General features: G+C 66.0%; 25 protein-coding genes and 1 tRNA gene. 6 read left to right on the top strand and 20 right to left on the bottom strand.

All coding sequences use genetic code 11. The features are described 5' to 3' along the window. Positions 1–9: 9 nt before the first annotated feature. The 6 genes from amt to QNO10_RS11670 form a co-directional block, all read right to left on the bottom strand. On the bottom strand, positions 10–1602 hold the full coding sequence (gene amt, locus QNO10_RS11645) for an ammonium transporter (RefSeq protein WP_229947168.1): 1593 nt from the start codon (positions 1600–1602) through the stop codon (positions 10–12). A gap of 326 nt (positions 1603–1928) precedes the next feature. Then, entirely contained in the window at positions 1929–3149 is a 1221-nt protein-coding gene (gene fdhA, locus QNO10_RS11650) for a formaldehyde dehydrogenase, glutathione-independent (protein WP_229947165.1), read from the bottom strand. 225 nt (positions 3150–3374) lie between these two features. Next, positions 3375–3767 carry a thioredoxin family protein gene (locus tag QNO10_RS11655; RefSeq protein ID WP_229947163.1) on the bottom strand — a complete coding sequence of 131 codons (393 nt, stop codon included), beginning with the start codon at positions 3765–3767 and terminating at the stop codon, positions 3375–3377. Positions 3768–3828: 61 nt separating this feature from the next. Then, positions 3829–4266 (bottom strand): MarR family winged helix-turn-helix transcriptional regulator, encoded by a 438-nt coding sequence (locus QNO10_RS11660; RefSeq protein WP_229947161.1) that lies wholly within the window; start codon positions 4264–4266, stop codon positions 3829–3831. Between the two features lie 91 nt (positions 4267–4357). Beyond that, positions 4358–4439 (bottom strand) — tRNA-Tyr (locus QNO10_RS11665). Positions 4440–4601: 162 nt separating this feature from the next. Continuing rightward, positions 4602–4955: a hypothetical protein gene (locus tag QNO10_RS11670; RefSeq protein WP_229947158.1), complete on the bottom strand. Its 354-nt coding sequence runs from the start codon at positions 4953–4955 to the stop codon at positions 4602–4604. A gap of 134 nt (positions 4956–5089) precedes the next feature. Here QNO10_RS11670 and QNO10_RS11675 point away from each other — a divergent pair, with 134 nt between their 5' ends. Beyond that, positions 5090–5581, top strand: coding sequence for a YajQ family cyclic di-GMP-binding protein (locus QNO10_RS11675; RefSeq protein WP_146360925.1), 492 nt, complete (start codon positions 5090–5092; stop codon positions 5579–5581). Positions 5582–5681: 100 nt separating this feature from the next. Here the strand turns inward: QNO10_RS11675 and QNO10_RS11680 are convergent, their stop codons facing one another. The 3 genes from QNO10_RS11680 to QNO10_RS11690 all read right to left on the bottom strand — a co-directional run bounded on the left by QNO10_RS11680 (position 5682) and on the right by QNO10_RS11690 (position 8669). Continuing rightward, complete coding sequence (locus QNO10_RS11680; protein ID WP_229947155.1) at positions 5682–6359, bottom strand: histidine phosphatase family protein; 678 nt, start codon at positions 6357–6359, stop codon at positions 5682–5684. 37 nt (positions 6360–6396) lie between these two features. After that, positions 6397–7269 (bottom strand): zinc metalloprotease HtpX, encoded by an 873-nt coding sequence (gene htpX / locus QNO10_RS11685; RefSeq protein WP_229947153.1) that lies wholly within the window; start codon positions 7267–7269, stop codon positions 6397–6399. Between the two features lie 128 nt (positions 7270–7397). Next, positions 7398–8669 (bottom strand): MFS transporter, encoded by a 1272-nt coding sequence (locus QNO10_RS11690; protein WP_229947151.1) that lies wholly within the window; start codon positions 8667–8669, stop codon positions 7398–7400. A 122-nt stretch (positions 8670–8791) separates the two neighbouring features. On the opposite strand from QNO10_RS11690, the gene QNO10_RS11695 reads away from it, so the two are divergent. Next, entirely contained in the window at positions 8792–9535 is a 744-nt protein-coding gene (locus QNO10_RS11695) for an MBL fold metallo-hydrolase (RefSeq protein ID WP_229947148.1), read from the top strand. A 93-nt stretch (positions 9536–9628) separates the two neighbouring features. Here QNO10_RS11695 and QNO10_RS11700 read toward each other — a convergent pair whose 3' ends face one another. Both QNO10_RS11700 and QNO10_RS11705 read right to left on the bottom strand, forming a co-directional pair. Further along, positions 9629–10381: an esterase/lipase family protein gene (locus QNO10_RS11700; protein ID WP_229947146.1), complete on the bottom strand. Its 753-nt coding sequence runs from the start codon at positions 10379–10381 to the stop codon at positions 9629–9631. Further along, positions 10378–11109, bottom strand: coding sequence for an alpha/beta fold hydrolase (locus QNO10_RS11705; protein ID WP_229947144.1), 732 nt, complete (start codon positions 11107–11109; stop codon positions 10378–10380). Before QNO10_RS11705 ends, QNO10_RS11700 begins: the two co-directional genes overlap by 4 nt. A 169-nt stretch (positions 11110–11278) precedes the next feature. Between QNO10_RS11705 and QNO10_RS11710 the strand changes: the two genes are divergently transcribed. Together QNO10_RS11710 and QNO10_RS11715 are read left to right on the top strand one after the other, a co-directional pair. Next, positions 11279–11731 carry a Fur family transcriptional regulator gene (locus QNO10_RS11710; RefSeq protein ID WP_229947142.1) on the top strand — a complete coding sequence of 151 codons (453 nt, stop codon included), beginning with the start codon at positions 11279–11281 and terminating at the stop codon, positions 11729–11731. 52 nt (positions 11732–11783) lie between these two features. Beyond that, the gene (locus QNO10_RS11715; RefSeq protein ID WP_229947141.1) at positions 11784–13274 is read left to right on the top strand and encodes a catalase; all 1491 of its coding nucleotides are present in this window, start codon (positions 11784–11786) and stop codon (positions 13272–13274) included. Between the two features lie 110 nt (positions 13275–13384). Here QNO10_RS11715 and QNO10_RS11720 read toward each other — a convergent pair whose 3' ends face one another. From QNO10_RS11720 to QNO10_RS11745, 6 genes are read right to left on the bottom strand one after another with little or no spacing between them, the layout of a single operon-like run. Next, positions 13385–14233: a prenyltransferase gene (locus QNO10_RS11720; protein ID WP_229947419.1), complete on the bottom strand. Its 849-nt coding sequence runs from the start codon at positions 14231–14233 to the stop codon at positions 13385–13387. A gap of 35 nt (positions 14234–14268) precedes the next feature. Further along, a complete protein-coding gene (locus QNO10_RS11725) occupies positions 14269–14688 on the bottom strand; it encodes a lycopene cyclase domain-containing protein (RefSeq protein ID WP_283995861.1) in 420 nt (139 codons plus the stop codon). Next, positions 14685–15161 (bottom strand): lycopene cyclase domain-containing protein, encoded by a 477-nt coding sequence (locus tag QNO10_RS14585; RefSeq protein WP_331460320.1) that lies wholly within the window; start codon positions 15159–15161, stop codon positions 14685–14687. The genes QNO10_RS11725 and QNO10_RS14585 overlap by 4 nt, the downstream gene beginning before the upstream one ends. Beyond that, positions 15161–16870 carry a phytoene desaturase family protein gene (gene crtI, locus QNO10_RS11735; protein WP_229947414.1) on the bottom strand — a complete coding sequence of 570 codons (1710 nt, stop codon included), beginning with the start codon at positions 16868–16870 and terminating at the stop codon, positions 15161–15163. Before crtI ends, QNO10_RS14585 begins: the two co-directional genes overlap by 1 nt. Before the next feature lie 2 nt (positions 16871–16872). Continuing rightward, positions 16873–17820 (bottom strand): phytoene/squalene synthase family protein, encoded by a 948-nt coding sequence (locus QNO10_RS11740; RefSeq protein ID WP_229947140.1) that lies wholly within the window; start codon positions 17818–17820, stop codon positions 16873–16875. Between the two features lie 3 nt (positions 17821–17823). Continuing rightward, entirely contained in the window at positions 17824–18891 is a 1068-nt protein-coding gene (locus tag QNO10_RS11745) for a polyprenyl synthetase family protein (protein ID WP_229947139.1), read from the bottom strand. A gap of 35 nt (positions 18892–18926) precedes the next feature. On the opposite strand from QNO10_RS11745, the gene idi reads away from it, so the two are divergent. Continuing rightward, entirely contained in the window at positions 18927–19448 is a 522-nt protein-coding gene (idi, locus tag QNO10_RS11750; RefSeq protein ID WP_229947138.1) for an isopentenyl-diphosphate Delta-isomerase, read from the top strand. A 25-nt stretch (positions 19449–19473) separates the two neighbouring features. On the opposite strand, the gene QNO10_RS11755 is transcribed toward idi, so the two are convergent. Further along, positions 19474–20268, bottom strand: coding sequence for a glycosyltransferase family 2 protein (locus tag QNO10_RS11755; protein WP_229947137.1), 795 nt, complete (start codon positions 20266–20268; stop codon positions 19474–19476). An 88-nt stretch (positions 20269–20356) separates the two neighbouring features. Between QNO10_RS11755 and QNO10_RS11760 the strand changes: the two genes are divergently transcribed. Continuing rightward, on the top strand, positions 20357–20980 hold the full coding sequence (locus tag QNO10_RS11760; protein ID WP_229947136.1) for a DUF2238 domain-containing protein: 624 nt from the start codon (positions 20357–20359) through the stop codon (positions 20978–20980). A 132-nt stretch (positions 20981–21112) separates the two neighbouring features. Here the strand turns inward: QNO10_RS11760 and QNO10_RS11765 are convergent, their stop codons facing one another. Continuing rightward, on the bottom strand, positions 21113–22303 hold the full coding sequence (locus tag QNO10_RS11765) for a TerC family protein (protein ID WP_229947135.1): 1191 nt from the start codon (positions 22301–22303) through the stop codon (positions 21113–21115). A 286-nt stretch (positions 22304–22589) separates the two neighbouring features. Continuing rightward, positions 22590–22889: a DUF4193 domain-containing protein gene (locus QNO10_RS11770; RefSeq protein ID WP_146360892.1), complete on the bottom strand. Its 300-nt coding sequence runs from the start codon at positions 22887–22889 to the stop codon at positions 22590–22592. Positions 22890–23169 lie beyond the last annotated feature (280 nt).

Below are 23169 nucleotides of genomic sequence, written 5' to 3' on the forward strand. Positions count from 1 at the left end.
TCGGGTCACTCAATGCGGCAGGATCGCAAGCCGGTAGATCGATTCCGGCTCCGCGCCGAAGCGCTTGAGGACCGCCACCACTGCTTCCTCATGCTCTTCGTCGACCGCGGCCTGCACCCGCAGCCGGTCATGGAAATCGATCCGCCTCTCTTGGCTGCGGAAAGCCTCGGTCCGGATTTTGCCGGTGTAGACAGCGGCATCGGACAGCTCCAGGGAACGGGCACCCGCCATCAGTAAGGCATCCCGGAGTCCATCGACCCGTTCGCTAGAGACCACGGCGCTGACGAGGTGGCTGGGGGCGGAGCGCCTCGGGTCGGCGGTGATGCTGCCGTTCACTGCTCCCCTGCCTGCTGCAGTGGGCCGGGCCGTGACGCCGCTGAGCGAGTAGCCCGAAGAGTCCTGCTGGACGCGGTCCAGGTCCTCCTGTTCCGGCCCGGGCTCACGCAGTCCGATGGTGCGGGAAATAAGCGAGGCAATAATCCAGCTCAGCACAAAGGAGAAGAGCACTACGCTGACGACTGCGACCGTCTGGTGCCACAGCAGGAGACCTCCTCCGCCGGAGAAAACGCCGTCATCGCTGACCGGGTTCACTGCACTGTCGGCGAAAAAGCCCAGCAGCAGGGTACCCAGCACGCCGCCGACAAAATGGACGGCAATCACGTCCAGGGCGTCGTCGTAATGCAGGATCCGCTTGAGCCGGACGGCCAGGGCGCACAGGCATCCGGCAATCAGTCCGATCAACAGGGCCGAGCCGGTTCCGACAAAACCGGCACAGGGGGTAATGGTGGCCAGACCGGCGACTGCGCCGGAGACGGCACCCACCAAGGTGGAGTGCCCGCTGCCAACCCGTTCCACGAGCAGCCAGGTAAGCATGGCGGCTGCCCCGGCCGCGTGGGTGTTGATCAGAGCCTGCGCTGCAATGTCGTTGGCTTCCAGTCCGTCCCCGGCGTTGAATCCGAACCAGCCGAACCAGAGGATGCCTGCACCCACCAGCATCAGGGGGAGGTTGTTCGGCGAGGTCCGCAGGTTCGGCCAGCCGCGCCGCCTGCCAACCACCAGGAGCACTGCGGCGGCGGCGGCACCGGCGGAAGTATGCACCACCATGCCTCCGGCCCAGTCCTGGGCCCCGAGCTGGAACAGCCATCCCTGGGGATGCCAGAGCCAGCGGGCAATCTGCGGGTACACCAGGACCGAGAACGCAGCGAGGAAAACCACCCAGCCGGCAAACCGGAGCCTGCCTGCGGTGGCCCCGGTAAGCAGGGCTGGAGTGATTACCGCGAACATCATCTGGTAGGCCACAAAAGCGAGCGCGGGTATGGTGACGCCTGCCGCGACGGTGTGGAACTGCGGGGTGTCGAGATCCAGGAGCGCCACGGCATCAAACTCGCCGAGCACGGAGTTGCCCTTATTGCTGAAGGCCAGGGTGTATCCGACCAGGATCCAGGTCAGGGAAATGACACCCAGCGGAATGATGTTCTGCAGCATCATGGTCAGGACATTGCGGACCGGCACCATCCCGCCGTAGAAGAGGGCCAGGCCCGGAGTCATGAAGAGCACCAACCCGGCACAGGTCAGCACCCATGCGGTGTCTGCCGCGTTCATGCCGGGCACCGCAGGGGCCCGGGCCTACTGGTGCTGGGCCTCCCCGTACCGGGCGTACCCGGCCCGGATCTTCCGGTGCTGCTCGTCCCGCTGCTACCGCACATGGAGTCCCGCTTCCAACCCGCTTGCCGTTCATGGGCGTTCGGACTGCTGGGCCCCGGAACCGGTGCCGGGGGCCCAGGACCAGTCGAGTTTACCGCCAGGCCACGCGGCACCAGAAGGGAACGGGCACACACAGAAGCAGACAGGGCCGATTCGGTTCCGGTCCTGCCTGCTTCTGTCCGTGCTCCCGTTACCGGGGCTGGTCTTACCGGGACGCTGGAGCCTTAGTGCGAACCGACCATGCCGTTGGGGTCAATGACGTATTTCTTCGCCACGCCCGAATCAAACTCGCGGTAGGCCTCCGGTGCCTGGTCCAGGCTGATCGGGGTGGCGCTCACGGCCTTGGCAATCTGCACCTTGTCATGCAGGATCGCCATCATCAGTTCCCGGTTGTACTTCATCACGGGACACTGTCCGGTGGTGAAGGACAGCGACTTGGCCCAGCCCGCACCCAGATTGAGACTCAGCGACCCCTTCTGGGCCGCCTCATCGACGCCGCCCGGGTCCCCGGTGACGTACAGCCCGGGAATGCCCAGCGCTCCACCTGCCGCAGTGATGTCCATCAGCGAGTTCAAAACCGTCGCCGGAGCCTCACTGCTGGAGCCTGCACCGTGGCCGCGGGCCTCGAACCCCACGGCGTCGACGCCGCAGTCCACTTCCGGCACCCCCAGGATCATCTCGATCTGATCCCGTGGATCCCCCAGCGACACGTCCACTGTTTCGCAGCCGAAACTGCGGGCCTGGGCCAGGCGCTCCTCGTTCAGGTCGCCCACAATCACGGCAGCCGCACCGAGCAGCTGTGCCGACACCGCTGCGGCCAGGCCCACGGGACCTGCACCGGCAATGTAGACGGTGGACCCCACCCCCACGCCTGCCGTAACTGCGCCGTGATAGCCGGTGGGGAAGATATCCGAGAGCATGGTCAGGTCCAGGATCTTCTCCATGGCCTGGTCCTTGTCCGGGAACTTCAGGAGGTTCCAGTCCGCGTAAGGCACCAGCGCGTACTCGGCCTGCCCTCCGACCCAGCCGCCCATGTCCACGTATCCGTAGGCGCTTCCGGGCCGGTCCGGGTTGACATTCAGGCAGATTCCGGTCTTACGTTCCTTGCAGTTCCGGCACCGGCCGCAGGAGATATTGAACGGCACCGACACCAGGTCACCCACGTTGATGTACTCCACGTCGGGTCCGGTTTCCACGACTTCCCCGGTGATCTCATGACCCAGGATCAGGTTCGGCGGCGCCGTCGTGCGGCCCCGGACCATGTGCTGGTCGGATCCGCAGATGTTCGTGGTGACCACCTTCAGGATGGCCGCGTGCGGAAGTTTGCGGCCGATGTTGGCAGGATTCACCCCCGGCCCGTCCTGCAGCTCGAAGGACGGGTAATCAATGTCCTGGACTTCCACTACACCCGGTTCAAGATAGGCAATTCCTCGGTTGGAACTCATGTCTTCCTCGCTGTCGTCTCGTCGTCGTTGACGTCCGCGCTCTGTGCGTTCCCCCATGCGGTGCGCCCTATGGGAGCGAGGTTACAACGGGGGCTGTGGCTGCGGTAGACGGTAATGCTTCCGGATCCACAGCAGATCCGGAGAGGGTGTGTGGTTCCCGCTTAACGCACTCAGGGAGGTGTGGAACACACCTCCCTGAGAGCAAAACTATGGAGCCGGGTGCGGCTAGCCCTGGCCGTTGGAGCCGGCTGCTCCCTCGCGTTCCTGCGCTGCGATCTGCTCGTGGACCGCCTTCATGTCCAGGCCCTTGACCGCTTCCACCAGTTCGCTGAACTGGCTGGCGTTCAGGGCGCCGGGCTGGGAGAACACCAGAACCTTTTCCCGGAAGGCCATGAGGGTGGGAATGGAGGTGATGGCGGCGGCAGCTGCCAGACTCTGCTCGGCCTCGGTGTCCACCTTGCCAAAGATGATGTCGTCGTGCTGCTGGGAAACGGATTCATATACGGGCGCAAACTGCTTGCAGGGTCCGCACCAGTCCGCCCAGAAGTCCACGAAGACTATGTCGTTTTCCTCGATGGTCTCGGGGAACGTTGCTTCGGTGATGTCGATAGTAGCCATGGTCCAACGCTAGCGGTGCCGGCGTGCATTGTCTGCAACTGTTCGCTGACCGTGAAGCGGCTCAGGCCCCGGGCAGTTTCGTCAGGCGGCGGATCACCGGCAGCGCCGCCGAAAGGGACGCGCGTTCCTCGCTGCTCAGCTGCTCCAGCAGGGCGGCCATCAGCGCGGTCCTGCTCTCATTGGCTTCCTGCAGCGCCCGTGTCCCCTGCGGGGTGAGCGTGACCCGTACACCCCGGGAATCGTGCGGATCTGGACTGCGCAGCAGCAGCCCTGCGCCTTCAAGACGGATGATCTGCTCGGTGGCGCTGGGCACCTTCACGCCCAGGTTCCGCGCAATCCCACTGACGCGCATGCCTTCACCGGCGGCCATCTTCATGATGCTCACCTGCGTGGCACTGAGATCGGTATCCGCATCCATGTTGCGGGCAATGTACAGGGCCAGCCGGAGGGACTCGCGGAATTCCACGGCGAGGTCGTCCAGTGCGGGATCGGTACTCATGGTTAGGAAGCCTAATATCTAGTGGGGCTGGGCACAAGGGTCCGGGAACCTGAAAAACCCGCCCTCACCTAAGTGAGGACGGGTTTGTCGGTGGCAGATACTGGATTCGAACCAGTGAAGGCGTTGCCAGCTGATTTACAGTCAGCCCCCTTTGGCCGCTCGGGTAATCTGCCGAGTGTCTTCAAAGTGAAGACCTTGTCCGCAGCAGCTGCGGACAAGACAACTTTACCGAAGATTCTCCCAAGTTACGAATCGGGACCCAGATGCCTGCCGGCAGGCTTTTTTCACGGCCCTCCCGGAGCCGCCACCGCGGCTTTCCTTACCTGCCGCCGGCGCTACAGGCCCCGCACCATCCGGTCCTCGAGCTGTGCATAGAACCGGTCCGCCTGGGCCTGGGTCACCGACCCCCACTTCACCGCATTGACGAGGTCAGCGTGGATCCCCGCCAGACGCTCACGCATGCCTTCCACCCGGTCCGCTTCGACGGGCGACGCCGGAGAGCAGTCCACAGTGGAAGAGACCGGCGTGATCGCGGCCCTGGCCGGAGCAGCACCAAGGACACCCATGCCTGCCGCCGAGGCAGCGGCCAGGAAGGAACCGGCTGCAGCGGTGCGGATCCGCACGGCAGCGGGACGGCGGAGGGAGGGGCGGGAAGCAGGGCTGGAAGCATGAGGGTGAGTGTTTTCCACCCCCTCACCTTTCCCCGCCCCGATGGGATGACGCCGTGTGTTGGCTGTGCGGCCGCTGGGAGTGGGGAGCCATCGGGGCGCAGACCTATTACGCTAAGTAGCAGGAAAAGTCATCAACTTAGAGGAGTTCCGAAATGGCCAGCGAGTCCACGTTCGACGTCGTCAGCAAGATCGATAAGCAGGAAGTGGCCAACGCGCTGAACCAGGCGCAGAAGGAAATCGTCCAACGCTACGACTTCAAGGGGGTAGGCGCCGAGGTGGACTTCAGCGGCGAGAAGATCCTTATGAAGGCCAACTCCGAGGACCGGGTAAAGGCCGTGCTGGACGTCCTGCAGTCCAAGCTGGTCAAGCGCGGCATCTCCCTGAAGTCCCTGGACGCTGGTGAGCCGTTCGCCTCCGGCAAGGAATACCGGATTGAAGCCTCCATGAAGGAGGGCATCGCCCAGGACCAGGCGAAGAAGATCAACAAGCTGATCCGCGACGAAGGCCCCAAGGGTGTGAAGTCCCAGATCCAGGGCGACGAGCTGCGGGTCAGCTCCAAGTCCCGCGATGACCTGCAGGCCACCATGGCCCTGCTCAAGGGCGCCGACCTCGAAGTGGATCTGCAGTTCATCAACTTCCGCTAGGACTTTCCGGAGCACTTGCGGCGGCGCCTTCCCCCAGTGGGAAAGGCGCCGTTTGTGCGTTCACTGCGTTTTCTCTGCGGGCCGGGGCTTGCTGCCGAAGCTAGAGCGCGACGTCGTCGGCAGCCGGGCCGTCGTCGCCCTCATCCTTCAACTCTTCCCCACCTATTGCCTCACCCATCCACGTCAGCAGCTGCCACGGGCCGAGTCCACCGCCGGGCAGATCTTCCGCCTCCAGTACGGCAACACCGGTGTTGCTGAGCGCGTTTGCCACGATAAAGTCTGCTCCCACGTTCGCGGCACGCGCGGTGGCCCAGGCCCGGATCATCGCCCCGTGGCTGAAGACCGCCGGGGACTTCAATCCCGCGGCGGCGAGTTCCCCGACCACCGCGTCAAAGCGGCCCAGTGTCTCCCCACCGTCCGGCCCACCGGGCATCCGGGCGGCGGTGTCCCCGGAGACCCAGCGGTAGACGGTCTTCAGATAGGCAATGATTGCCTCCCGGTCGTTGCGCATTTCCAGCTCGCCGGCGGAAACCTCCCGCAGCCCGTCCCGGATTTCGACAGGGAGCCCCAGAGCAGCCGCCAGGGGTGCGGCGGTGAGCTGGGTGCGGACCAGGTTGGAGGCGAAAATACCGTCGATCGGCTCATGCCCGAGGGCTTCGGGCAGGGCCGCCGCCTGCTCCAGGCCCAGCTCCGTCAATCCGGGGCCGGGGACAGCGGTGTCCAGGTAATGCTCCACGTTCGAGGGGGTCTGCCCGTGGCGGATGAGTATCAGGCGCATGCTCGAAGCCTACTTCTTCACCGGGTGTTGGTTGCGGCTAGGCACCCAGGGTCCGGCCGGCCATGCGTTCCAGCCGCTGGATGCGGTCATCCATCGGCGGATGGGTGGCCAGCAGGCCCCGCACGCCGGCGCGGAACGGATTGGCAATCATCAGGTGCGACGTGTTGGCCAGCTTCTGGTCATTGCTCGGAAGCGGAGCCCGCTGGGTTCCGGCTTCGAGCTTGCGCAGGGCCGAGGCGAGCGCCAGCGGATCGTCAGTGAGCTTGGCGCCGTCTTCGTCCGCGTCGTATTCGCGGGTCCGGCCGATGGCCATCTGGATCAGCGAGGCGGCCAGCGGCGCCAGGACCGCCATGGCGATCATGGCCAGCGGGTTGGCGTTGCGGCGGTCGCCGCCGCCGAAGAAGAGCAGGAACTGTCCCAGCGAGGTGATCACGCCGGCGATGGCTGCGGCCACCGAGGAGGTCAGGATGTCGCGGTTATAGACGTGCATCAGCTCGTGGCCCAGCACGCCGCGGAGTTCGCGTTCGTTCAGGAGGGCCAGGATGCCCTGGGTGCAGCACACGGCCGCATGCTGCGGGTTGCGTCCGGTGGCAAAGGCATTGGGTGCCATCGTGGGCGAAACATAGAGGCGGGGCATGGGCTCGCCTGCCTTGACGGAAAGCTCGCGGACAATCCGGTACATTTCCGGTGCCTGGGCCTCGGTGACCGGCACTGCACGCATCGCCCGGATGGCCAGCTTGTCACTGTTCCAGTAGCTGTAGGCGGTCGTTGCCAGGCCGATGACGAGGAAGACCCAGATGAACGTCGGGCTTCCGGTTCCGCTGGAGAGCAGCGCCCCGATTCCCAGCAGCACTGCGAAAAGCACGCCGAACAGGGCTGCGGTCTTGAGTCCGTTGAAATGTCGGTGCACGGGTACTTTGTCCTTCTACTTGGTCCTTTGCGCAGGCCGCACCGGCCTGCGCCGCATCCATGAAGTAAAGCTGATCCAAATAGTTCAACGTTTAACCAGGCGGGACTGTTCCTGCCTGTGGCGGACGCTCAGGGCTCGGGATGCTGGGCGTCGTACCGGGCGAACCGCGGCTGCATGCGCGCCAGCACGGCCACCAGGGCAAGGCAGATCAGCCCTCCGAGTACCGCCGCCCAGCCCTCTCCCACGAAGGACGCGTCCACGCCCGCCACCAGGTCCCCCAGCCGCGGCCCGCCAGCCACAACCACCACAAACACCCCCTGCAGCCTGCCGCGCATCGCGTCGGGGGTGGCGGACTGCAGGATGGTGGACCGGAAGACGCCGCTGATGGAATCGGCAATCCCGGCGCAGGCCATCGCCGCAGCCGCGGGGATGAGCCACCGGGACGGGACCGCGCCGTCGTTGGATCCGGCCAGCACCACTACGACGCCGAAGGCCGTGACCGACAGCCCCCAGGCCGCGACCGACCACAGCACGGCCAGGCCCTGCCGGCGGACCAGCCCGAGCGGACCGGAGAACAGGCCGGCGAGGAAGGCGCCCACGGCCGTGGCGGCCAGCAGCACCCCCACCGTGGTGGCACCGCCGCCGAGCATCAGGGCTCCGATGGCCGGCAGCAGGGCACGGGGCTGGGCGAAGACCATGGCGCACAGGTCCACCACGAAGGTCATGCGGATATTGGGCCTGGTGCCCAGAAAGCGGAACCCTTCCAGCACCGAGCCCAGCCCGGCCTTCTGCACCTTGCCGACCGGCGGCATCGGAGCCAGCCGGTACAGCGCCCACATGGCTGCGGTGAAGGTGACGACGTCGATCGTATAGGTCCAGCCGTAGCCGACGCGGGCCACGAGCACTCCCGCCAGCAGCGGACCGGCGGTCATCGCCAGGCCGAAGGTCATCATGCTCAGCGCATTGGCTGCGGGCAGCAGTTCCGGACGGACCAGGCGGGGAATGATGGCGCTGCGGGCCGGCTGGTTCAGTCCGCCCGCACCCGCATTGACGGCCACGAGGAAGTACAGCAGCCAGACGTTGCCCACCCCTGCCCAGGCCTGGGCGGCTATGCCGATGGTGCTGAGCCACAGCAGCCCCGAGGAAAGCAGTGCGACCTTACGCCGGTCATAGGCGTCCACCACCGAACCGCCGTAGAGTCCGGCCAGGATCAGCGGCACCAGGCCCACCAGTCCCAGCAGCCCAACGTTGAAACTCGACTCGGTGAGTTCGTACACCTCCAGGCTTACCGCCACGAGGGTGAGCTGGGTGCCGACGGCGGACAGCGCGGTTCCGGTCCAGAGGCGGCGGAATTCCGGGCTTTCACGCAGGGGCGTGAGGTCAGCGAGCAGTCTTGGCACCAGAGCAGTCTAGGGGCCCGGCGGCCCCGATCCGGCGCAGTACACGCACACCGCAATAGGAAGCATGCTTAGGATGGGAAGGAACCGATGCAGCCGCCGTTCCCGCCGAAGGAGTAACCACCGTGTTTACCCGCAATGTTGCCGATGGAATCCACCGCATCGAGCATGCCCACGTCAATGTCTACCTGGTTGAGGACGACGACGGCGTGGCGGTGATCGACGCCGGCCTGCCGGGAATGTGGCCGCACCTGACCGGGGCGCTGGACGAACTGGGCTACGGTGCCGGCGATATCCGCGCCCTGGTGCTGACACACGCGCATTTCGACCACGTGGGCACCGCCGCCCGGCTCCGGCAGGAATACCGCACGCCCATCCTGGTGCATGACGCCGACCGGTACATTGCCGCCCACCCCTACCGCTACCGGCATGAGACCAACCGGTTCCTGTATCCCCTGCGCTACCCCAAGGCCGTCCCCGTCCTGGGCGCGATGACCCTCGCCGGAGCGTTGAACGTGCGCGGAGTGACCGACGTGCACAGCCTGACCCCGGACTCCGGCGACACCCTGCCCGGCAGGCCACGGGTTCTGTATACGCCGGGGCATACAGCCGGACACATAGCCCTGCACTATCCGGACCGCGGCGTCCTGATCAGCGGCGATTCCCTGGTCACCCTTGACCCCTACACCGGATCCAAAGGACCCCAGATCGTGTCCGGTGCGGCAACTGCGGACAGTGCCCAGGCGCTCGAGTCGCTGGCACTGCTGGCCGAGGCCGATGCACCGCTGCTGCTCACCGGCCACGGCGAGCCGTGGCGGGACGGCTCGGCGGCGGCAGTGGAGCAGGCGCTGGCCCGCGGCGCGTCCTAGCCCGCGAAACCCCAGGGACTGGGCGGTCCCGCCGGCGCAGGGGTTAGACAGACTCGCCGGCGCAGGGGTTAGACAGACCCGCCGGCGCAGGGGTTAGGCAGACCCGCCGCCGTCCGTGCCGGCGTCGTCGAGTTCCTGTTCCAGCACGTCGAGCAAGCGGGAATCCCCGATGGGCCGGAAATGGCCCATGGACTCCAGCTGGACGTTCCGCGCACCGGCCAGGTGGCTGCCCGCGGGGATATGGGGATCGAAGCTGCTGTAGACAGAGGTAATCCGGGCGTTCACGTCCTCGTTGCGCAGCAGTCGCTGCAGGAACGCATCCCGGGGCGAGAAGGCACGGATCGATGCCAGCGGAAACAGGTTGGCGTACACGGAGCCGGAGAAGGGCGTGTTCACGGCAATCATGCGCGCCACCCGCGCTCCGCCGTCGGGCAGGGTCATCAGGTGCTTGCCGATCAGCCCGCCCTTGCTGTGCGCCAGGACCAGGACATCCTGCAGGTCCTGGTCCACCAGATAGCGTTCCACCAGCTCCGCCATCTGCTCAATGGCTCCGCGGTTGTAGCCCAGCGGCGCCACGGTGTGCACCGGATGGCCTCGATCGTAGAGGTAGTCGGCCAGCGGGCGCAGGAACTGCCAGTTCTCGTAGACGCCGGGGATCAGCACCACCGGAGCCCGCACCTCGCCCTCCGGATGCAGGTACGCCGCAGGGTCGCGGCGGAAGAGGAAGCCGTGGACCTGCCAGTAGGCCACGTAGAAGTAGTCCGAGGCCCAGCCCCGCGCCTGGCGCGCCCAGCGGAAGATCCGTCCCTGCCGGCGCGGGCGGACACCCGGGCGGAGGGTGCTCACCGTACCGCTGCTGCGGAACGCATCAGTTCGGCCGTCTCCTTTGGCCGGGTGTACATCATCACGTGCGGCTGGCCGGGGATTTCCGCGGTTACGGCACCGGGGCGGGCAGCGGCAAGCCGGGCCACCCAGTCGGCGCGCACCACGGGATCCTTGCCGCCGCGCACCAGCAGGACCGGCGGCTTCACCCCGCCGATCCGTTCCTCCATCCGGTGCCGGATCATCACGGGCAGCGTGGACAGGTACCAGCGCGGACCCGCACGCAAATAATCCGTGATCAGCAGGTAGTTGACCGCCGGGGGTTCGACCAGGCAGTCCTGCATCAGCCGCAGCGCCTGCAGCGGAGCCGAGCGCTCGGCGTCGTTGATGGTTGGTCCCAGCAGGACCACCGAGGAGGCGGCCTCCGGGGCGGCGAGCGCCATTTCCACCACCACCTGGCAGCCCATGGAATGACCCACCCACTGCGCACGGTGAATCCCGGCAGCATCGAGTGCCTGCACGGCAATGCGTCCGAAGTCCTCCATCTGCAGCTGCCTGCGGGGTTTGGGAGTCGAGCCGAAGCCCGGCAGTTCCAGCGTGTGCACGGTGGACGAGCGCGCCAGTTCCCAGATCAACGGTCCGTAGTACCGCTCCGAAGCTCCGATCCCGTGCACCAGGACCACCTCGCTGCGGGTCTGCGGCCACTCCGGCGTTCCGGCGTCGTCAAAGCGCCGGTACGTACGGATATCCACGTGCGTCTCCCCTACCGCCACGCGCTGGTATCCGGTTCGAACTTCTGCTGCCGGCACTATGCCTCCGCTTGATGTTCCGTTGAATCAATCTCCGCCCAGCGTACCGGGACCGTGGCAGGTAAGGCGATCCTTATTATGAGTAACTCAAAATAAGGCTAGGATGATGAGCATGACTGGAACCGCAGCAGCAGAGGAGGCCACCGCCAGGTGGTCGGACGAGCTGCGCGCCCACGGCCGCCGCGTCACCAAGCAGCGCCTCGCCGTACTCCGTGCCGTCGACGCTGCACCGCACTCGGTGGCGGACGACGTCGTCGTCGGTGTCCGTAGGGAGCTTCCGGACATTTCACTGCAGTCCATCTATGTGGTCCTCGCGGATCTCACTGAGACCGGCCTGCTGCGGAAAATCGAAACCCCGGATTCTCCGGCCCGGTACGAGACCCGCGTGAATGACAACCACCACCACGCGATCTGCACCGGCTGCGGCCGGATCGAGGACGTGGACTGCGCCGTCGGCCACGCTCCCTGCCTGACCCCCGGAAATACCCACGGCATGACCATCCAGATTGCGGATGTTCTCTACCGCGGGCTCTGCACCGACTGCGCCGCCGCAGCCGCGTCCTAGCCCACCCTGATCCCCCTTCACCTTTTTTGCCAGCACCAGAGAAAGAACAAGTATGTCTAACTTCACCACCACGCAGACCGGCACCCCGGTTTCCAGCGACGCACACTCGCTGAGCACCGGCGCCGACGGCGCCGTTGCCCTTCACGACCGTTACCTGGTCGAGAAGCTGGCCCAGTTCAACCGGGAGCGCATGCCGGAACGCATCGTGCACGCCAAGGGCGGCGGCGCATTCGGTGAGTTCGTAGTCACTGAGGATGTCTCCAAGTACACCCGTGCCGCTGTTTTCCAGCCGGGCACCGTGACCGAGACCGTCCAGCGGTTCTCCTCCGTCGCCGGCGAAATGGGTTCCCCCGACACCTGGCGCGACGTACGCGGCTTCGCGATGCGTTTCTACAGCACCGAGGGCAACTACGACATCGTCGGCAACAACACTCCGGTGTTCTTCATCCGCGACGGCATCAAGTTCCCGGACTTCATCCACTCGCAGAAGCGCCTCCCGGGCTCCGGACTGCGTGACGCCGACATGCAGTGGGACTTCTGGACCAACTCCCCCGAGTCCGCGCACCAGGTCACCTACCTGATGGGTGACCGCGGCCTGCCGACGTCGTGGCGTGAAATGCCCGGCTTCGGCTCGCACACGTACCAGTGGATCAACGCTGCCGGCGAGCGCTTCTGGGTGAAGTACCACTTCACGTCCAACCAGGGCAACCATGAAATCACCGGTGCCGAGGCTGAAAAGATTGCCGGCGCCGACGCCGACTACTACCGCCGCGACCTGTACGAGGCCATCGAGGCCGGCAACTTCCCGTCCTGGGACCTGCACGTGCAGGTTATGCCGTACGAAGATGCCAAGACCTACCGGTTCAACCCGTTCGACCTGACGAAGGTCTGGCCGCACGCGGACTACCCGCTGATCAAGGTGGGTACCCACACCCTGAACCGCAACCCGGAGAACTTCTTCGCGCAGATCGAGCAGGTTGCCCTGTCCCCCGCGAACCTGGTTCCCGGCATCGACGCCAGCCCGGACAAGATGCTGATGGCCCGCATCTTCTCCTACCCGGATGCCCAGCGTTACCGCATCGGCGCCAACTACAACCAGCTGCCGGTCAACGCACCGAAGGCACCGGTCAACAACTACTCGCAGGACGGCGCCATGCGCTTCTCCTACAACTCCCCGGAGACCCCGGTCTACGCACCGAACACGCTGGGCGGCCCCGCGGCCGACGCAGCGCTTGCCGGTGCGGGCAGCTGGGAGAACGACGGCGCCCTGGTGCGTTCCGCCGCGACCCTGCACTCCGAGGACAGCGACTTCGGCCAGGCCGGCACGCTGTACCGCGAGGTTTACGATGACGCCGCTAAGCAGCGTTTCCTGGAAACCATCACCGGTGCCATCTCCGGCGTGAAGCGTCCGCACATCCGCGAAGCTGCGATCCAGTACTGGACCAACGTTGACGCGGTCCTGGGCGAGAAGCTGCGCCTCTCCCTGGCACAGGGCGAGACCACGGCCAACGAAAAGGCCGAGTTCGTGGGCGTTGCTGAGTAACTTCAGCACCCTATAGACACAGCAGCGGCTGGTCCCTTCGGGGGCCGGCCGCTGCTGTTTGTCCGCGAAGCTTTACCGGGAGGGCGTACTCCTGCCCGTTCCACACAGCTTTACCGGGAAGGCCAGTACCAGATGATCAGCAGGGTCACGAGGAATCCGGTGAGGAAGTTCAGCTTCAGGAACCGCTTCCAGCCGGAGTTGGCGGCTGCGGAACCGGCGTCGGTGATCCGTAGGAACGGAACCAGGTTGAGGATGTAGGGCAGCGCCAGCAGGCAGCCCAGGACCGCCGGCCACGCGGTGTTGAGCATCAGCAGGCCCGCAGCAAGGTAAGCGGCTGCGGCGAGCCACACCACCGGCCGGGCCCCGAGCACAGTGGCGATGGACCCGATGCCGCCTTCCCGGTCCGGCACCACGTCCTGAACAGCGCCGAATGCCTGGCTGGCCATGCCCCAGAGGAAGAAAGCCCCAAGGACTGCCCAGAGTTCCGGAGTGAATACCGCCCCGGCCAGGACCAATCCGTATACCGCCGGGCTGACGAAGTGCGTGCTGGAGGTCATCGAATCCAGGAAGGGCCGTTCCTTGAACCGCAGTCCCGGGGCGCTGTACGCAACCACTGCAAAGACGCTTATGGCGAGCACCAGCCAGGACAGCGGACTTCCGAGCAGGACCAGGGCAATCAGGAACGGCACATTCGTGAGGACTGCCGCCCACAGCGTGGTGCGGTGGAACCCGCGGTCCAGTACGGCGCCTTCCACTCCCCCCTTACGCGGATTGTGCAGGTCGGACTCGTAATCGAAAACGTCATTGATGCCGTACATCGCCAGGTTGTAGGGGACCAGGAAGTAGAGGGTGCCGATGACCCAGGCCAGGTCGATCCGTCCGGTGGTGAGCAGGTAGGCGGCAGCAAACGGGTAGGCCGTATTCACCCAGGAGAGCGGCCGCGAGGACACCAGCAGCATGCGCAGGGTTCCCGTCGTTCCGGTGGCGGCAGGGCTCACGGTTGCTCCTTCGGGTGCGGTTTCCCGCTGGTTGCTCTGGAGCCGGCTCCGCGGCCGGGCCCGGCTCCGGAGACAGGGGCGTGTCCGGGGGCGGGGGCATGTCCGGGGGCGGGGGCATGTCCGGGCAGCAGTACCCAGAGCGCGGGAAGCAGCAGCACGGCTGCAAGTGGATAGGCGAAATCTTCCAGCGGGGCTGCCCCGGCGAAGGCTCCGGAAATACGGTCCTCGTTGTACCAAAAGAGGCCGGCGCGGATCATAACGTTGTCGAAGACAGCGGTCAGGGCCAACAGGACGACGGCGGTGACGGCTGCTGCCGCCGCGAAGTAGCGGGGACGGCGGCGGGTGCGCAGCAGGGCTGTTGCGGCGGCCAGGGCTGCCGGCACCAGGAAGAAGGCATTGAGGGTCCAGTACGTCACGGCTGCCTCCCCACCGCATGGCCCGGGTGCCCGCCAGGGAGGTCCGGATCGGGTCCGGCCACCTGGTCCGGGGCTCCGCCGGGGAGGTCCGGATCGGGTCCGGCCCTCTGGTCCGGGGCTCCGCCGGGGAGGTCCGGGGCGCGACGCACGCCCCGTTCAGCGGCCCGCCCGGCAACCAGACGCACCAGGCCGAAGACCACCATGGTCAGGTAGCAGAGGAAGGCCAGGAAAAAGATCTCCTCCACGGGCAGGTGTGGTGCCAGGGTGAGGCCAAGCATGAAGGGAGTCTCGCCCCGGTAGAAGATATCGGAGCCGATGCCGGCCAGGTCCCAGCCGGTGAAGAACACCACGCCTGCCGCCAGCACTACGGCGGCCCGGCGCGCATCGGCAAAGAAGAACAGCCGGAACCGGCGGTCCAGGAGCACCATGCAGCCCAGGGACAGCAGCAGGAAGAGCAGGTACAGGAGGCCCATTACGCTCCCGCCCCGGGAGAAGAGGGTCCGGCGGGCGGCCTGCCGGCAGCGCGCGGCATCGCGGCCTGCGGCGATCCCGGCAGCGTTTCCGCGGCCGGTTCCGCCGACCCGGGTGCGGGCTCGGGCAGCGCCTCGGTGCCGGTGTCTCCGCGCAGCCGCTTGAGGACCAGCTCGGCGCTGATCAGGCACATCGGCAGGCCGATCCCCGGCAGGGTGGACCCGCCGGCATACAGCAGTCCGTCGATCTTCCTGCTGGCGTTCGTGCCGCGGAAGAACGCGCTCTGCTTCAGGATGTGGGCCGGCCCCAGCAGGGTTCCCCGCCAGGAGTTGAGGTCGGCGACAAAGTCCTGCGGGCCCACGGTGCGGCGAATGATGATGCGCTCTGCCAAATCGGGGATGCCCGCCCATGCGGAGAGCTGGGCGATGACGGCGTCGGCCATCTTTTCGATCTGTGGATCCCCGGCACCGTCAATCCCTCCGGCTCCCAGTGACGGATCGGACGGCACCGGGACCAGGACAAACAGGTTCTCGTGCCCTTCCGGGGCGGCCTCCGGATCCGTGGCGCTGGGGCGGCACACGTACAGGGACGCAGGATCCGGAACGGACGTTTCCGCGCCGAAAATCTTCTCGAAATTTTCTTCCCAGTCACTGGTGAAGAGCAGTGTGTGGTGTTCCAGCTGCGGCAGTTTTCCCTGCACGCCCAGGTGCAGCAGCAGCCCTCCGGGACCGGGGACGCGCTTCTCCCAGTATTTCTCCGGATAGGTCTGGAGGGCTTCGGGGAGGAGGGCGGTTTCAGTGTGGTGGAGGTCCGCTGCCGAAACGACCAGGTCTGCGTCCAGGGAGACGAGCGTTCCGTCGGCGTCCCGGTAATCCACGCCGGCGGCCCGCGGCTTGGGGTGCCGGGGCCGTACCCGGTTCCGGTCTGCGCCCGGCCCGGGTGAGGTGCGGATCCGGGTAACCTCGGCACCCGTGATCACCTGCGCGCCTTCCGCCCGGGCCAGGTCGGCAATCACCGAAACGATCCGGTGGAAACCGCCCAGCGGGTAAAGCACTCCGTCGGCCAGGTCCAGCCGGCTCATCAGGTGGTACATGCTGGGCGTAGTGAACGGGGAGGAGCCCAGGAAAACCGCCGGGTAGCCCAGGATCTGGCGGATCCGCGGGTCCGTGAAGCGCCGGGCCACGAAGGTGCTCAGCGGCTCCAGCAGCAGCCGGGCCAGCCGCGGACCGCGCCGCAGGACGTCGGGGCGCAGGAGCGGCAGGAAGGAGGCGAAAGTCGAATACAGGAACCGCTTCTTGGCCATCCCGTAAACATCTTCGGCGGATTCGAGGTATTCCTCCAGCCGGTCTCCGGCCCCGGGTTCCAGGGATTCGAAGAGGGCAATGTTCCCGGTCCGGGTGGCGGCTACATCCACCGGTTCGGTGCGGCCCTCGAAGAACACGCGGTACCCCGGATCCAGCTGGACCAGCTCCAGCTGGTCTGCGGCCGAGGTGCCCAGCAACCGGAAGAAGTGGTCGAAGACCTCCGGCATCAGGTACCAGGACGGGCCGGTGTCAAAGCGGAACCCTCCGGTTTCCCAGCTTCCTGCCCGACCCCCGGTCTCGGGCTGCTTTTCCAGCACGGTGACCTCCAGGCCGTCCCGGGCCAGCAGCGCGGCGGTGGCCAGGCCGGTGATGCCGCCCCCGATCACGACGGCGGTACGCGGACGCATGCTCATGGTTGCCTTTCGTTCTGCGACCCGGGGAACCGGGACCCCGGTTTCCCTCCCCCGGGCTGCTGTGTCCGGGGAACGGCGGCCTTGCGGGTCAGGAGCGCCCGTGCCGCAATCCGCGCCTTCACCGGGTTGGACACACGGACCCGCGTGGTGCGCAGCTCCTCGGCCGGCGTGCTGCGGAGCCGGCGGGCCAGCTCAGCGAACAGGTCCTGGGCCAGCACGACGGCGGCCCTGCAGTTTGCGGGCAGGCGTGCCACTGCGGCTCCCGAGACGAGCAGGTCGGCATCGATGCCGTCCAGGATCCGGTGCTTATCCGCCTCGCTGAAGGCAGCTACGGTGATGCCGGGGAAATAGCTGCGTCCCAGGGCCTCGAAATCCTGCGCGAGGTCCCGCAGGAAGTTGACCTTCTGGAAGGCCGCTCCGAGCCGCTGGGCACCTTCACGGAGCTGCTTGGCGTGGTCGTCGGGCAGGGGCACTCCCTGGAGGAAGCACTGTAGACACATCAGCCCGACCACCTCGGCTGAGCCGTAGACGTACTCGTTGAAGCTGTCCTCGGTGTGCTCCATCTGGTCCAGGTCCGCGCGCATCGAGGCAAAGAACGGCCGGGTCAGCTCCGTCCCGATGCCGGCCTCCCCCGCAGTCAGCGCAAACGCATGGACCACCAGGTTGACGCTGTAGCCGGTACGCAGTGCCCGTTCCGTGTCCGCCTCGAGCTCATCCAGCAGTGTGCCGATCTCCGCGGGGGGCACACGGGCGGCCGCCGGCACGCCGTCGACAACCTCATCCGCCAGCCGCACCAGCGCATAAATGGTCTCGATCTGCTTTCGGGTCCTGCCGTCGAGCAGGCGGGATGCCAGCCCGAACGACGTCGAGTACGACCGGATCAGCACGGCTGACGTCTGCCGTGCGACAGCGTTGTAAAGGGGCAGGCCCTGCTCAGCTGCCACGGACTACCGTCCCCGGTTCACGGCGTCGTCAACCACGGTCGACAATGCGGCCCGCAGCCCGGGGGTCACCGCGGGGCAGTCCAGGTGCTGGCGGGCCCGGTCGGCATATTCGCGCACCAGCTGCTGCGCGTGGTCCCGCGCACCGGAGGAAACCAGCAGTTCCCGGGCGCGGACGGCATCACGGGCGGTCAGCTCGGGGTTGCCGATCAGGTCCGAAAGCTCCGGCCATTCCGGCTGCCGTGCAGCATAGGAGACCAGCACCGTGCGCTTTCCCTCGCGCAGATCGGAAAAACTGGACTTGCCCGTGGCGCTCTCCGCACCGAAAACCCCCAGCAGGTCATCCACCACTTGGTAGGCGATCCCGATGTCCCGGCCGTACAGGCCCAGGGTGGTCACGACGTCGTTCGGTGCCCCGGCGAGCACGGCCCCGGCCTGCAGCGGCGCCTCGAAGGAGTAGACGGCGGTCTTGAGCCGTTCCATGTGCAGGATTTCCGCGATGGGCGGGGCGTCAGGGTGGAAGGAAAGGTCCACGTCGATCAGCTCGCCACCGGCGGACGCGAAGACGGCGTCGTCCAGGATCTCGGCCAGCCGCTCCCGGACGCCTGTGTGGACCTTGGCACTGTCCAGCAGCCGGAAGGCCCCGGCCAGTGCCAGATCACCGGCGATGACGCCGGCGGAGAGGCCGCGGTGCCGGGCTGCGCCTGCTTCCAAGCCTGCTGCGGCGGCAATCCCCCGATAAACGCCGGAGACATTTTCGTGGCCGCGGCGGGTGAAATCCAGATCGATCACGTCGTCGTGCACGATCAGGGCCGTGTGCAGCAGTTCGAAGGCGGCACCCACCCTGGCGGCCGCAGCTGTGTCCGTGCCCCCGAGGTTCAGGTATGCCGTCAGCAGGATGCGGGGTCGGACCCTTTTACCGCCCGCCGCGGAGTTTTCGAGGGCCTGCCAGAGGGATCCATAGGCGGGACCCAGTTTCGCCGCCCGCTCCTTCGCCTGCTCGAAGAACCGCTGCAGGACGGTCTCGACCTGGTCCTGCCCAGCGGCCAGGTCGAGCGGGGGGTGCGTATCCATAGGTAAAGTAAACACGTATGGGAGTAGGGGAAGAAATGACGGACAGCGCAGAACAGGTTGTTCTCGTCGACAATGAGGGCCGTCCCCTCGGTACCCGTGACAAAGCGAGTGTGCACACCACCGAGACACCGCTTCATCTGGCGTTCTCCACCCACGTCTTCAATACCCGCGGGCAGCTGCTGGTCACCCGCCGGGCATTGTCCAAGCGGACCTGGCCCGGTGTCTGGACCAATTCCTTCTGCGGCCACCCGGGTCCAGGAGAGGCCACGGAGGACGCGGTCAACCGGCGCGCACAGCGCGAACTCGGGCTCGAAGTCCGGGATCTGACGCTGCGGGTTGCGGATTTCCGTTACCGCGCCGTTGATGCTTCGGGCATCGTCGAACATGAGATCTGCCCCGTGTACACAGCCGTGGCCGACGCCGATCCGGTCCCCGCGGGGGACGAGGTCATGGACTGGGAGTGGGCGGATCCGCAGCAGCTGGTTCCCGCGGTGCGGCTGACTCCGTGGGCGTTCAGCCCGTGGCTGGTCCTCCAGCTTCCGCTCCTCTACCCCTGAGCCAGGGTTGGGCTGCGGCTGACGCTCAGTTCGCCGGTGCCGGAGACTTATTTCCCCGGAACCTCCGGCCCCACCGGACCCAGGGGTAGTCCTGCGGCCAGTGGCCGGCCAGGGTATGGAAAGCCCGGCGGAAGCGCAGCGCCAGGTTAGGCAGACTCTGCACGGCGCGTGGGGCCATCCCCACGATCAATGTCCGGTCCCTGCGGCACCGCCGGCCCTGGCCGAGGTGGAAACTGAGGCAGACGTCGTCGTGCATCTGCGCATCACTGCGGTGCACGTCGCCGCGGACTTCCCGCCATGTCTGCGCGCGCAGGGCCAGGTTGGAGCCGAATAACGGCCAGTGCGCCAGAGCCGAGCCCATCGCCAGGTAATAGGACCCCAGATACAGCCGGGAGAGCAGCAGCCCACGCAACGGGGGCATCCCGTAGAAAACTCCCGGCCCACTGAGCACTTCCAGCTCAGGGTCCTCGGCAAAGGCAACGGCAATGCGCTCGATCCAGTCCGGCGGCAGGACGCAGTCTGCGTCGCACCGCGCAATGACGGTGGCTCTTTGCCCGGAACCTGCTTCCGAAGAATCCGCTGCCGCGGCGTCGTACCCAGTACTGGCAGCGGCGGGGATCCCGGCGACGGGTTCCCACACCACCCGCGCACCGAACCTCCGTGCGGTTTCGGCGCTGGAGTCGCTGCTGTTATTGTCCACCACCACGATTTCCCGGGGCGCTACCGTCTGCCGGGCCAGCGAAAGCAGGCAGGCTTCCAAGAGGGCAGAGTCGTTCAGGCACGGAATGACCACGGACACTGCCGGAAGCTCGGAGGGCATGGGCCGAGTTTAGCGCGGGACCAGGCCCGGTCCGGACGCTTTGGGCGCACCCCTCCTGCGGGCGATCGTGCGCGGCTACCGTAGGAGGATGATCGATGCCCTGCTCCATCCCCCGGTGTCCCTGCGGGAATACCTCGCCGATGCCGTCCGTATGGCCGGAGTGGTCAGTGTCGTGGTGGCGCTGTTCCTGCTGGGGCCGGTGGAAACTGCGCTGTTCCTGCTGGTGTTACTGGGCCTTCTGGTGTCCCGTGCGCTGGCTGTCTTCCCCGGTTTCGATGCCGCGTACGGCGTGGTGCTGCTGACCGCGGCGTGGAGCAGCGTCGCGGATCTGTACGCCCGTATCCCATGGTGGGATTTGGCCGTCCATTGTGCCGCCACCGGCACCCTTGCCGTGATCGCCTATTTCCTGCTGGTGCAGTTTGGTGCTGTTCCGGCCGTCCGCCGTCCACACCGGGCTTCACGGTCGCTCCCCGTGGTGGTTCCACTGCTGGTGCTCGCCCTGGGGCTGGGCATGGGTGTGCTGTGGGAAATCGGTGAGTGGTGGGGCCATACCTATGTGGACGCGAGTATCAACGTCGGTTACGCGGACACCATGACAGACCTCGCCGCCGGAGGGTTGGGTGCGTTGGCCGCCGGCTTGTGCCTTGGGATGGCGGTGCGCCGTTCCGGTGCGTTGCTGCTTGCCCCGTTGCCTCACCGTGCCGGCAGCTAAGGTTCCGGGGCGGGCAGCCCCGGGGATAACTGCGAAGGGCAGCCCGGGCTTAACTGCGAAGGGCATCCCCGGGCAGCGCAGTGGCTGCCCGGGGATGCCCGGTTTCGCTGGCTTTAGCGCCGGCGTCTTCCGCTAGCGGGAGAGGAAACGCTCGTGCTCGCTGTGTGCACGGGCCACGGTTTCACGGATCTGCTCGATGTCCTTGACCTTATTGCGGTACTTGAGGTCCATCTTCAGGATCTCCTGCTCCTCGTCGCAGAGGGCCTTGTAGACCCGCTCCCGCTCGGTGGGATCGGCAGTGTAGTGAAGGTCCAGGTAGGCATCGGCGTGGCGCCGGGCATTGTTGACCGCAGTCATCGCCTTGCCTGCCGGGCTGAGCAGGGAGCCCACAATGGTGACGGCCAGTACACCGACGATGACCGAGAGTGAAAGGCCGGTGGTGACTTCGAAGACCGGGACATGCTCGCCGCCGTTGATGAACGGCAGGGTGTTTTCGTGCAGTGCGTGCAGGACGAGCTTGACGCCGATGAAGGCCAGGATGGCGGCAAGACCGTAGCTGAGGTAGATCAGGCGGTCCAGCAGTCCGTCGATCAGGAAGAACAGCTGGCGAAGGCCCATCAGGGAGAACGCAGTAGCCGTGAAGACGATAAAGACGTTCTGGGTCAGGCCGAAGATGGCCGGGATGGAGTCCAGTGCGAAGAGGATATCCGTACCGCCGATGGCCACCATAACCAGCAGCATCGGAGTCAGGACGCGCTTGCCGTTCTCCATCGTGAAGAGCTTGTCGCCGTCGTACTCGTCCGAGGTGTGGAAGATCTTGCGGGCCAGGCGGATGATGAAGTTGTTGGCTTCATCATCGCCCTCGGTGCTTTCAGGCTTCAGCAGGTTGCCGGCAGTGATCAGCAGGATCAGGCCGAAGAGGTAGAACACCCAGGAGAAGGAGTTGATCAGAGCGGCGCCGAGGAAGATAAACGCGGTTCGCGCGATCAGCGAGAAGACAATGCCGAAAAGAAGGACCTTCTGCTGGTCTTCACGCGGCACCCGGAAGCTCGCCATGATGATCAGGAAGACAAAAAGGTTGTCCACTGACAGGGCTTTCTCGGTGATGTAGCCGGCGAAATACTCCGTGCCCATCTGGTTACCGCCGAAGACCCAGACAACAATGCCGAACACGATGGCCAGGCCCACGTAGATGGCGGACCAGATGGCCGCTTCCTTCAGCGTGGGAATGTGCGCCTTGCGGATGTGGAAGAAGTAATCAAAGGCCAACAAGGCCAGAATGACCAGAATGGTCACTCCCCAGATCAAGGGGGAAACAGTCATAACCGTCTGCTTTCGTAGGGTACGCCGAAGGAGCATAGGTCTCTCCCGCCACCCAAACAGGCTGGCCGCGAATCCGGCGGAGCGTCGGTGCTCCACGTGTTGACGGATATCTGCGTTTTGGGATACTCCCCTACGAAGCCATCAGTCTAACAGGACGGATCCGATTCGCTGTCCACGTCACGCCCATCGGCCAGGTCGGAGCAGTCACCGTCCGGGTCCTCAAAAGTTTGGGGCTTAAACAGGAAGCCGCCGCACCTCAGTGGCGCGGCGGCTCATGTTTCGTTGGTCAGCCTTCACAGTCCTTGCAGTACGCCAGGCCGTTCTTTTCCACGGCCAGCTGCGAGCGGTGGCGGACGAGGAAGCAGGAGTTGCAGGTGAACTCGTCTTCCTGCGGCGGCACCACACGGACCAGCAGTTCTTCACCGGACAAGTCGGCACCGGGCAGCTCGAATCCTTCGGCTGCCTCGGTTTCATCCACGTCAACTACGGCAGACTGCTTGTCACTGCGACGGGCCTGAAGCTCTTCAATAGAGGCTGGACCGGCCTCTTCCTCAGTCTTGCGCGGCGCGTCATAATCTGTAGCCATGTTCTCGGCTCACACTCCAAATCCGTAGTGGTGTTGTTTCCGGGGCACTCGATAGTAGCCGAAGATAACGGACGGACGGGTGTGTAATATTCCCATCGTCGGTTTCCCTCGGCCTTTTTCTTTTCCGGTCGTTCCAGGCAGCCCCCGGAACGGGCGGTCCCCCCGGGCGGTCGGACGTTCCGTTGCGGGTTCCGTCCGCGTCTCGCTGCGCCCTTGCCTACCCAACGTGCATCCCGCCACACAGGTTCCGATGTTCGGTCGGGATTTTCTGCTGGCGCTT

Source organism: Arthrobacter sp. zg-Y919, assembly GCF_030142045.1.
Lineage (GTDB): Bacteria > Actinomycetota > Actinomycetes > Actinomycetales > Micrococcaceae > Arthrobacter_B.

What these genes read in the sequence shown, in the direction of transcription:
- amt (WP_229947168.1), bottom strand. Translation starts at nt 1,602, where the DNA reads ATGAACGCGGCAGACACCGCATGGGTGCTGACCTGTGCCGGGTTGGTG.
- fdhA (WP_229947165.1), bottom strand. Translation starts at nt 3,149, where the DNA reads ATGAGTTCCAACCGAGGAATTGCCTATCTTGAACCGGGTGTAGTGGAA.
- QNO10_RS11655 (WP_229947163.1), bottom strand. Translation starts at nt 3,767, where the DNA reads ATGGCTACTATCGACATCACCGAAGCAACGTTCCCCGAGACCATCGAG.
- QNO10_RS11660 (WP_229947161.1), bottom strand. Translation starts at nt 4,266, where the DNA reads ATGAGTACCGATCCCGCACTGGACGACCTCGCCGTGGAATTCCGCGAG.
- QNO10_RS11675 (WP_146360925.1), top strand. Translation starts at nt 5,090, where the DNA reads ATGGCCAGCGAGTCCACGTTCGACGTCGTCAGCAAGATCGATAAGCAG.
- QNO10_RS11680 (WP_229947155.1), bottom strand. Translation starts at nt 6,359, where the DNA reads ATGCGCCTGATACTCATCCGCCACGGGCAGACCCCCTCGAACGTGGAG.
- QNO10_RS11710 (WP_229947142.1), top strand. Translation starts at nt 11,279, where the DNA reads ATGACTGGAACCGCAGCAGCAGAGGAGGCCACCGCCAGGTGGTCGGAC.
- QNO10_RS11715 (WP_229947141.1), top strand. Translation starts at nt 11,784, where the DNA reads ATGTCTAACTTCACCACCACGCAGACCGGCACCCCGGTTTCCAGCGAC.
- QNO10_RS11720 (WP_229947419.1), bottom strand. Translation starts at nt 14,233, where the DNA reads ATGCTGCTGGTGTCCTCGCGGCCGCTCTCCTGGGTGAATACGGCCTAC.
- QNO10_RS14585 (WP_331460320.1), bottom strand. Translation starts at nt 15,161, where the DNA reads ATGGGCCTCCTGTACCTGCTCTTCCTGCTGCTGTCCCTGGGCTGCATG.
- crtI (WP_229947414.1), bottom strand. Translation starts at nt 16,870, where the DNA reads ATGCGTCCGCGTACCGCCGTCGTGATCGGGGGCGGCATCACCGGCCTG.
- QNO10_RS11745 (WP_229947139.1), bottom strand. Translation starts at nt 18,891, where the DNA reads ATGGATACGCACCCCCCGCTCGACCTGGCCGCTGGGCAGGACCAGGTC.
- idi (WP_229947138.1), top strand. Translation starts at nt 18,927, where the DNA reads ATGACGGACAGCGCAGAACAGGTTGTTCTCGTCGACAATGAGGGCCGT.
- QNO10_RS11755 (WP_229947137.1), bottom strand. Translation starts at nt 20,268, where the DNA reads ATGCCCTCCGAGCTTCCGGCAGTGTCCGTGGTCATTCCGTGCCTGAAC.
- QNO10_RS11760 (WP_229947136.1), top strand. Translation starts at nt 20,357, where the DNA reads ATGATCGATGCCCTGCTCCATCCCCCGGTGTCCCTGCGGGAATACCTC.
- QNO10_RS11765 (WP_229947135.1), bottom strand. Translation starts at nt 22,303, where the DNA reads ATGACTGTTTCCCCCTTGATCTGGGGAGTGACCATTCTGGTCATTCTG.
- QNO10_RS11770 (WP_146360892.1), bottom strand. Translation starts at nt 22,889, where the DNA reads ATGGCTACAGATTATGACGCGCCGCGCAAGACTGAGGAAGAGGCCGGT.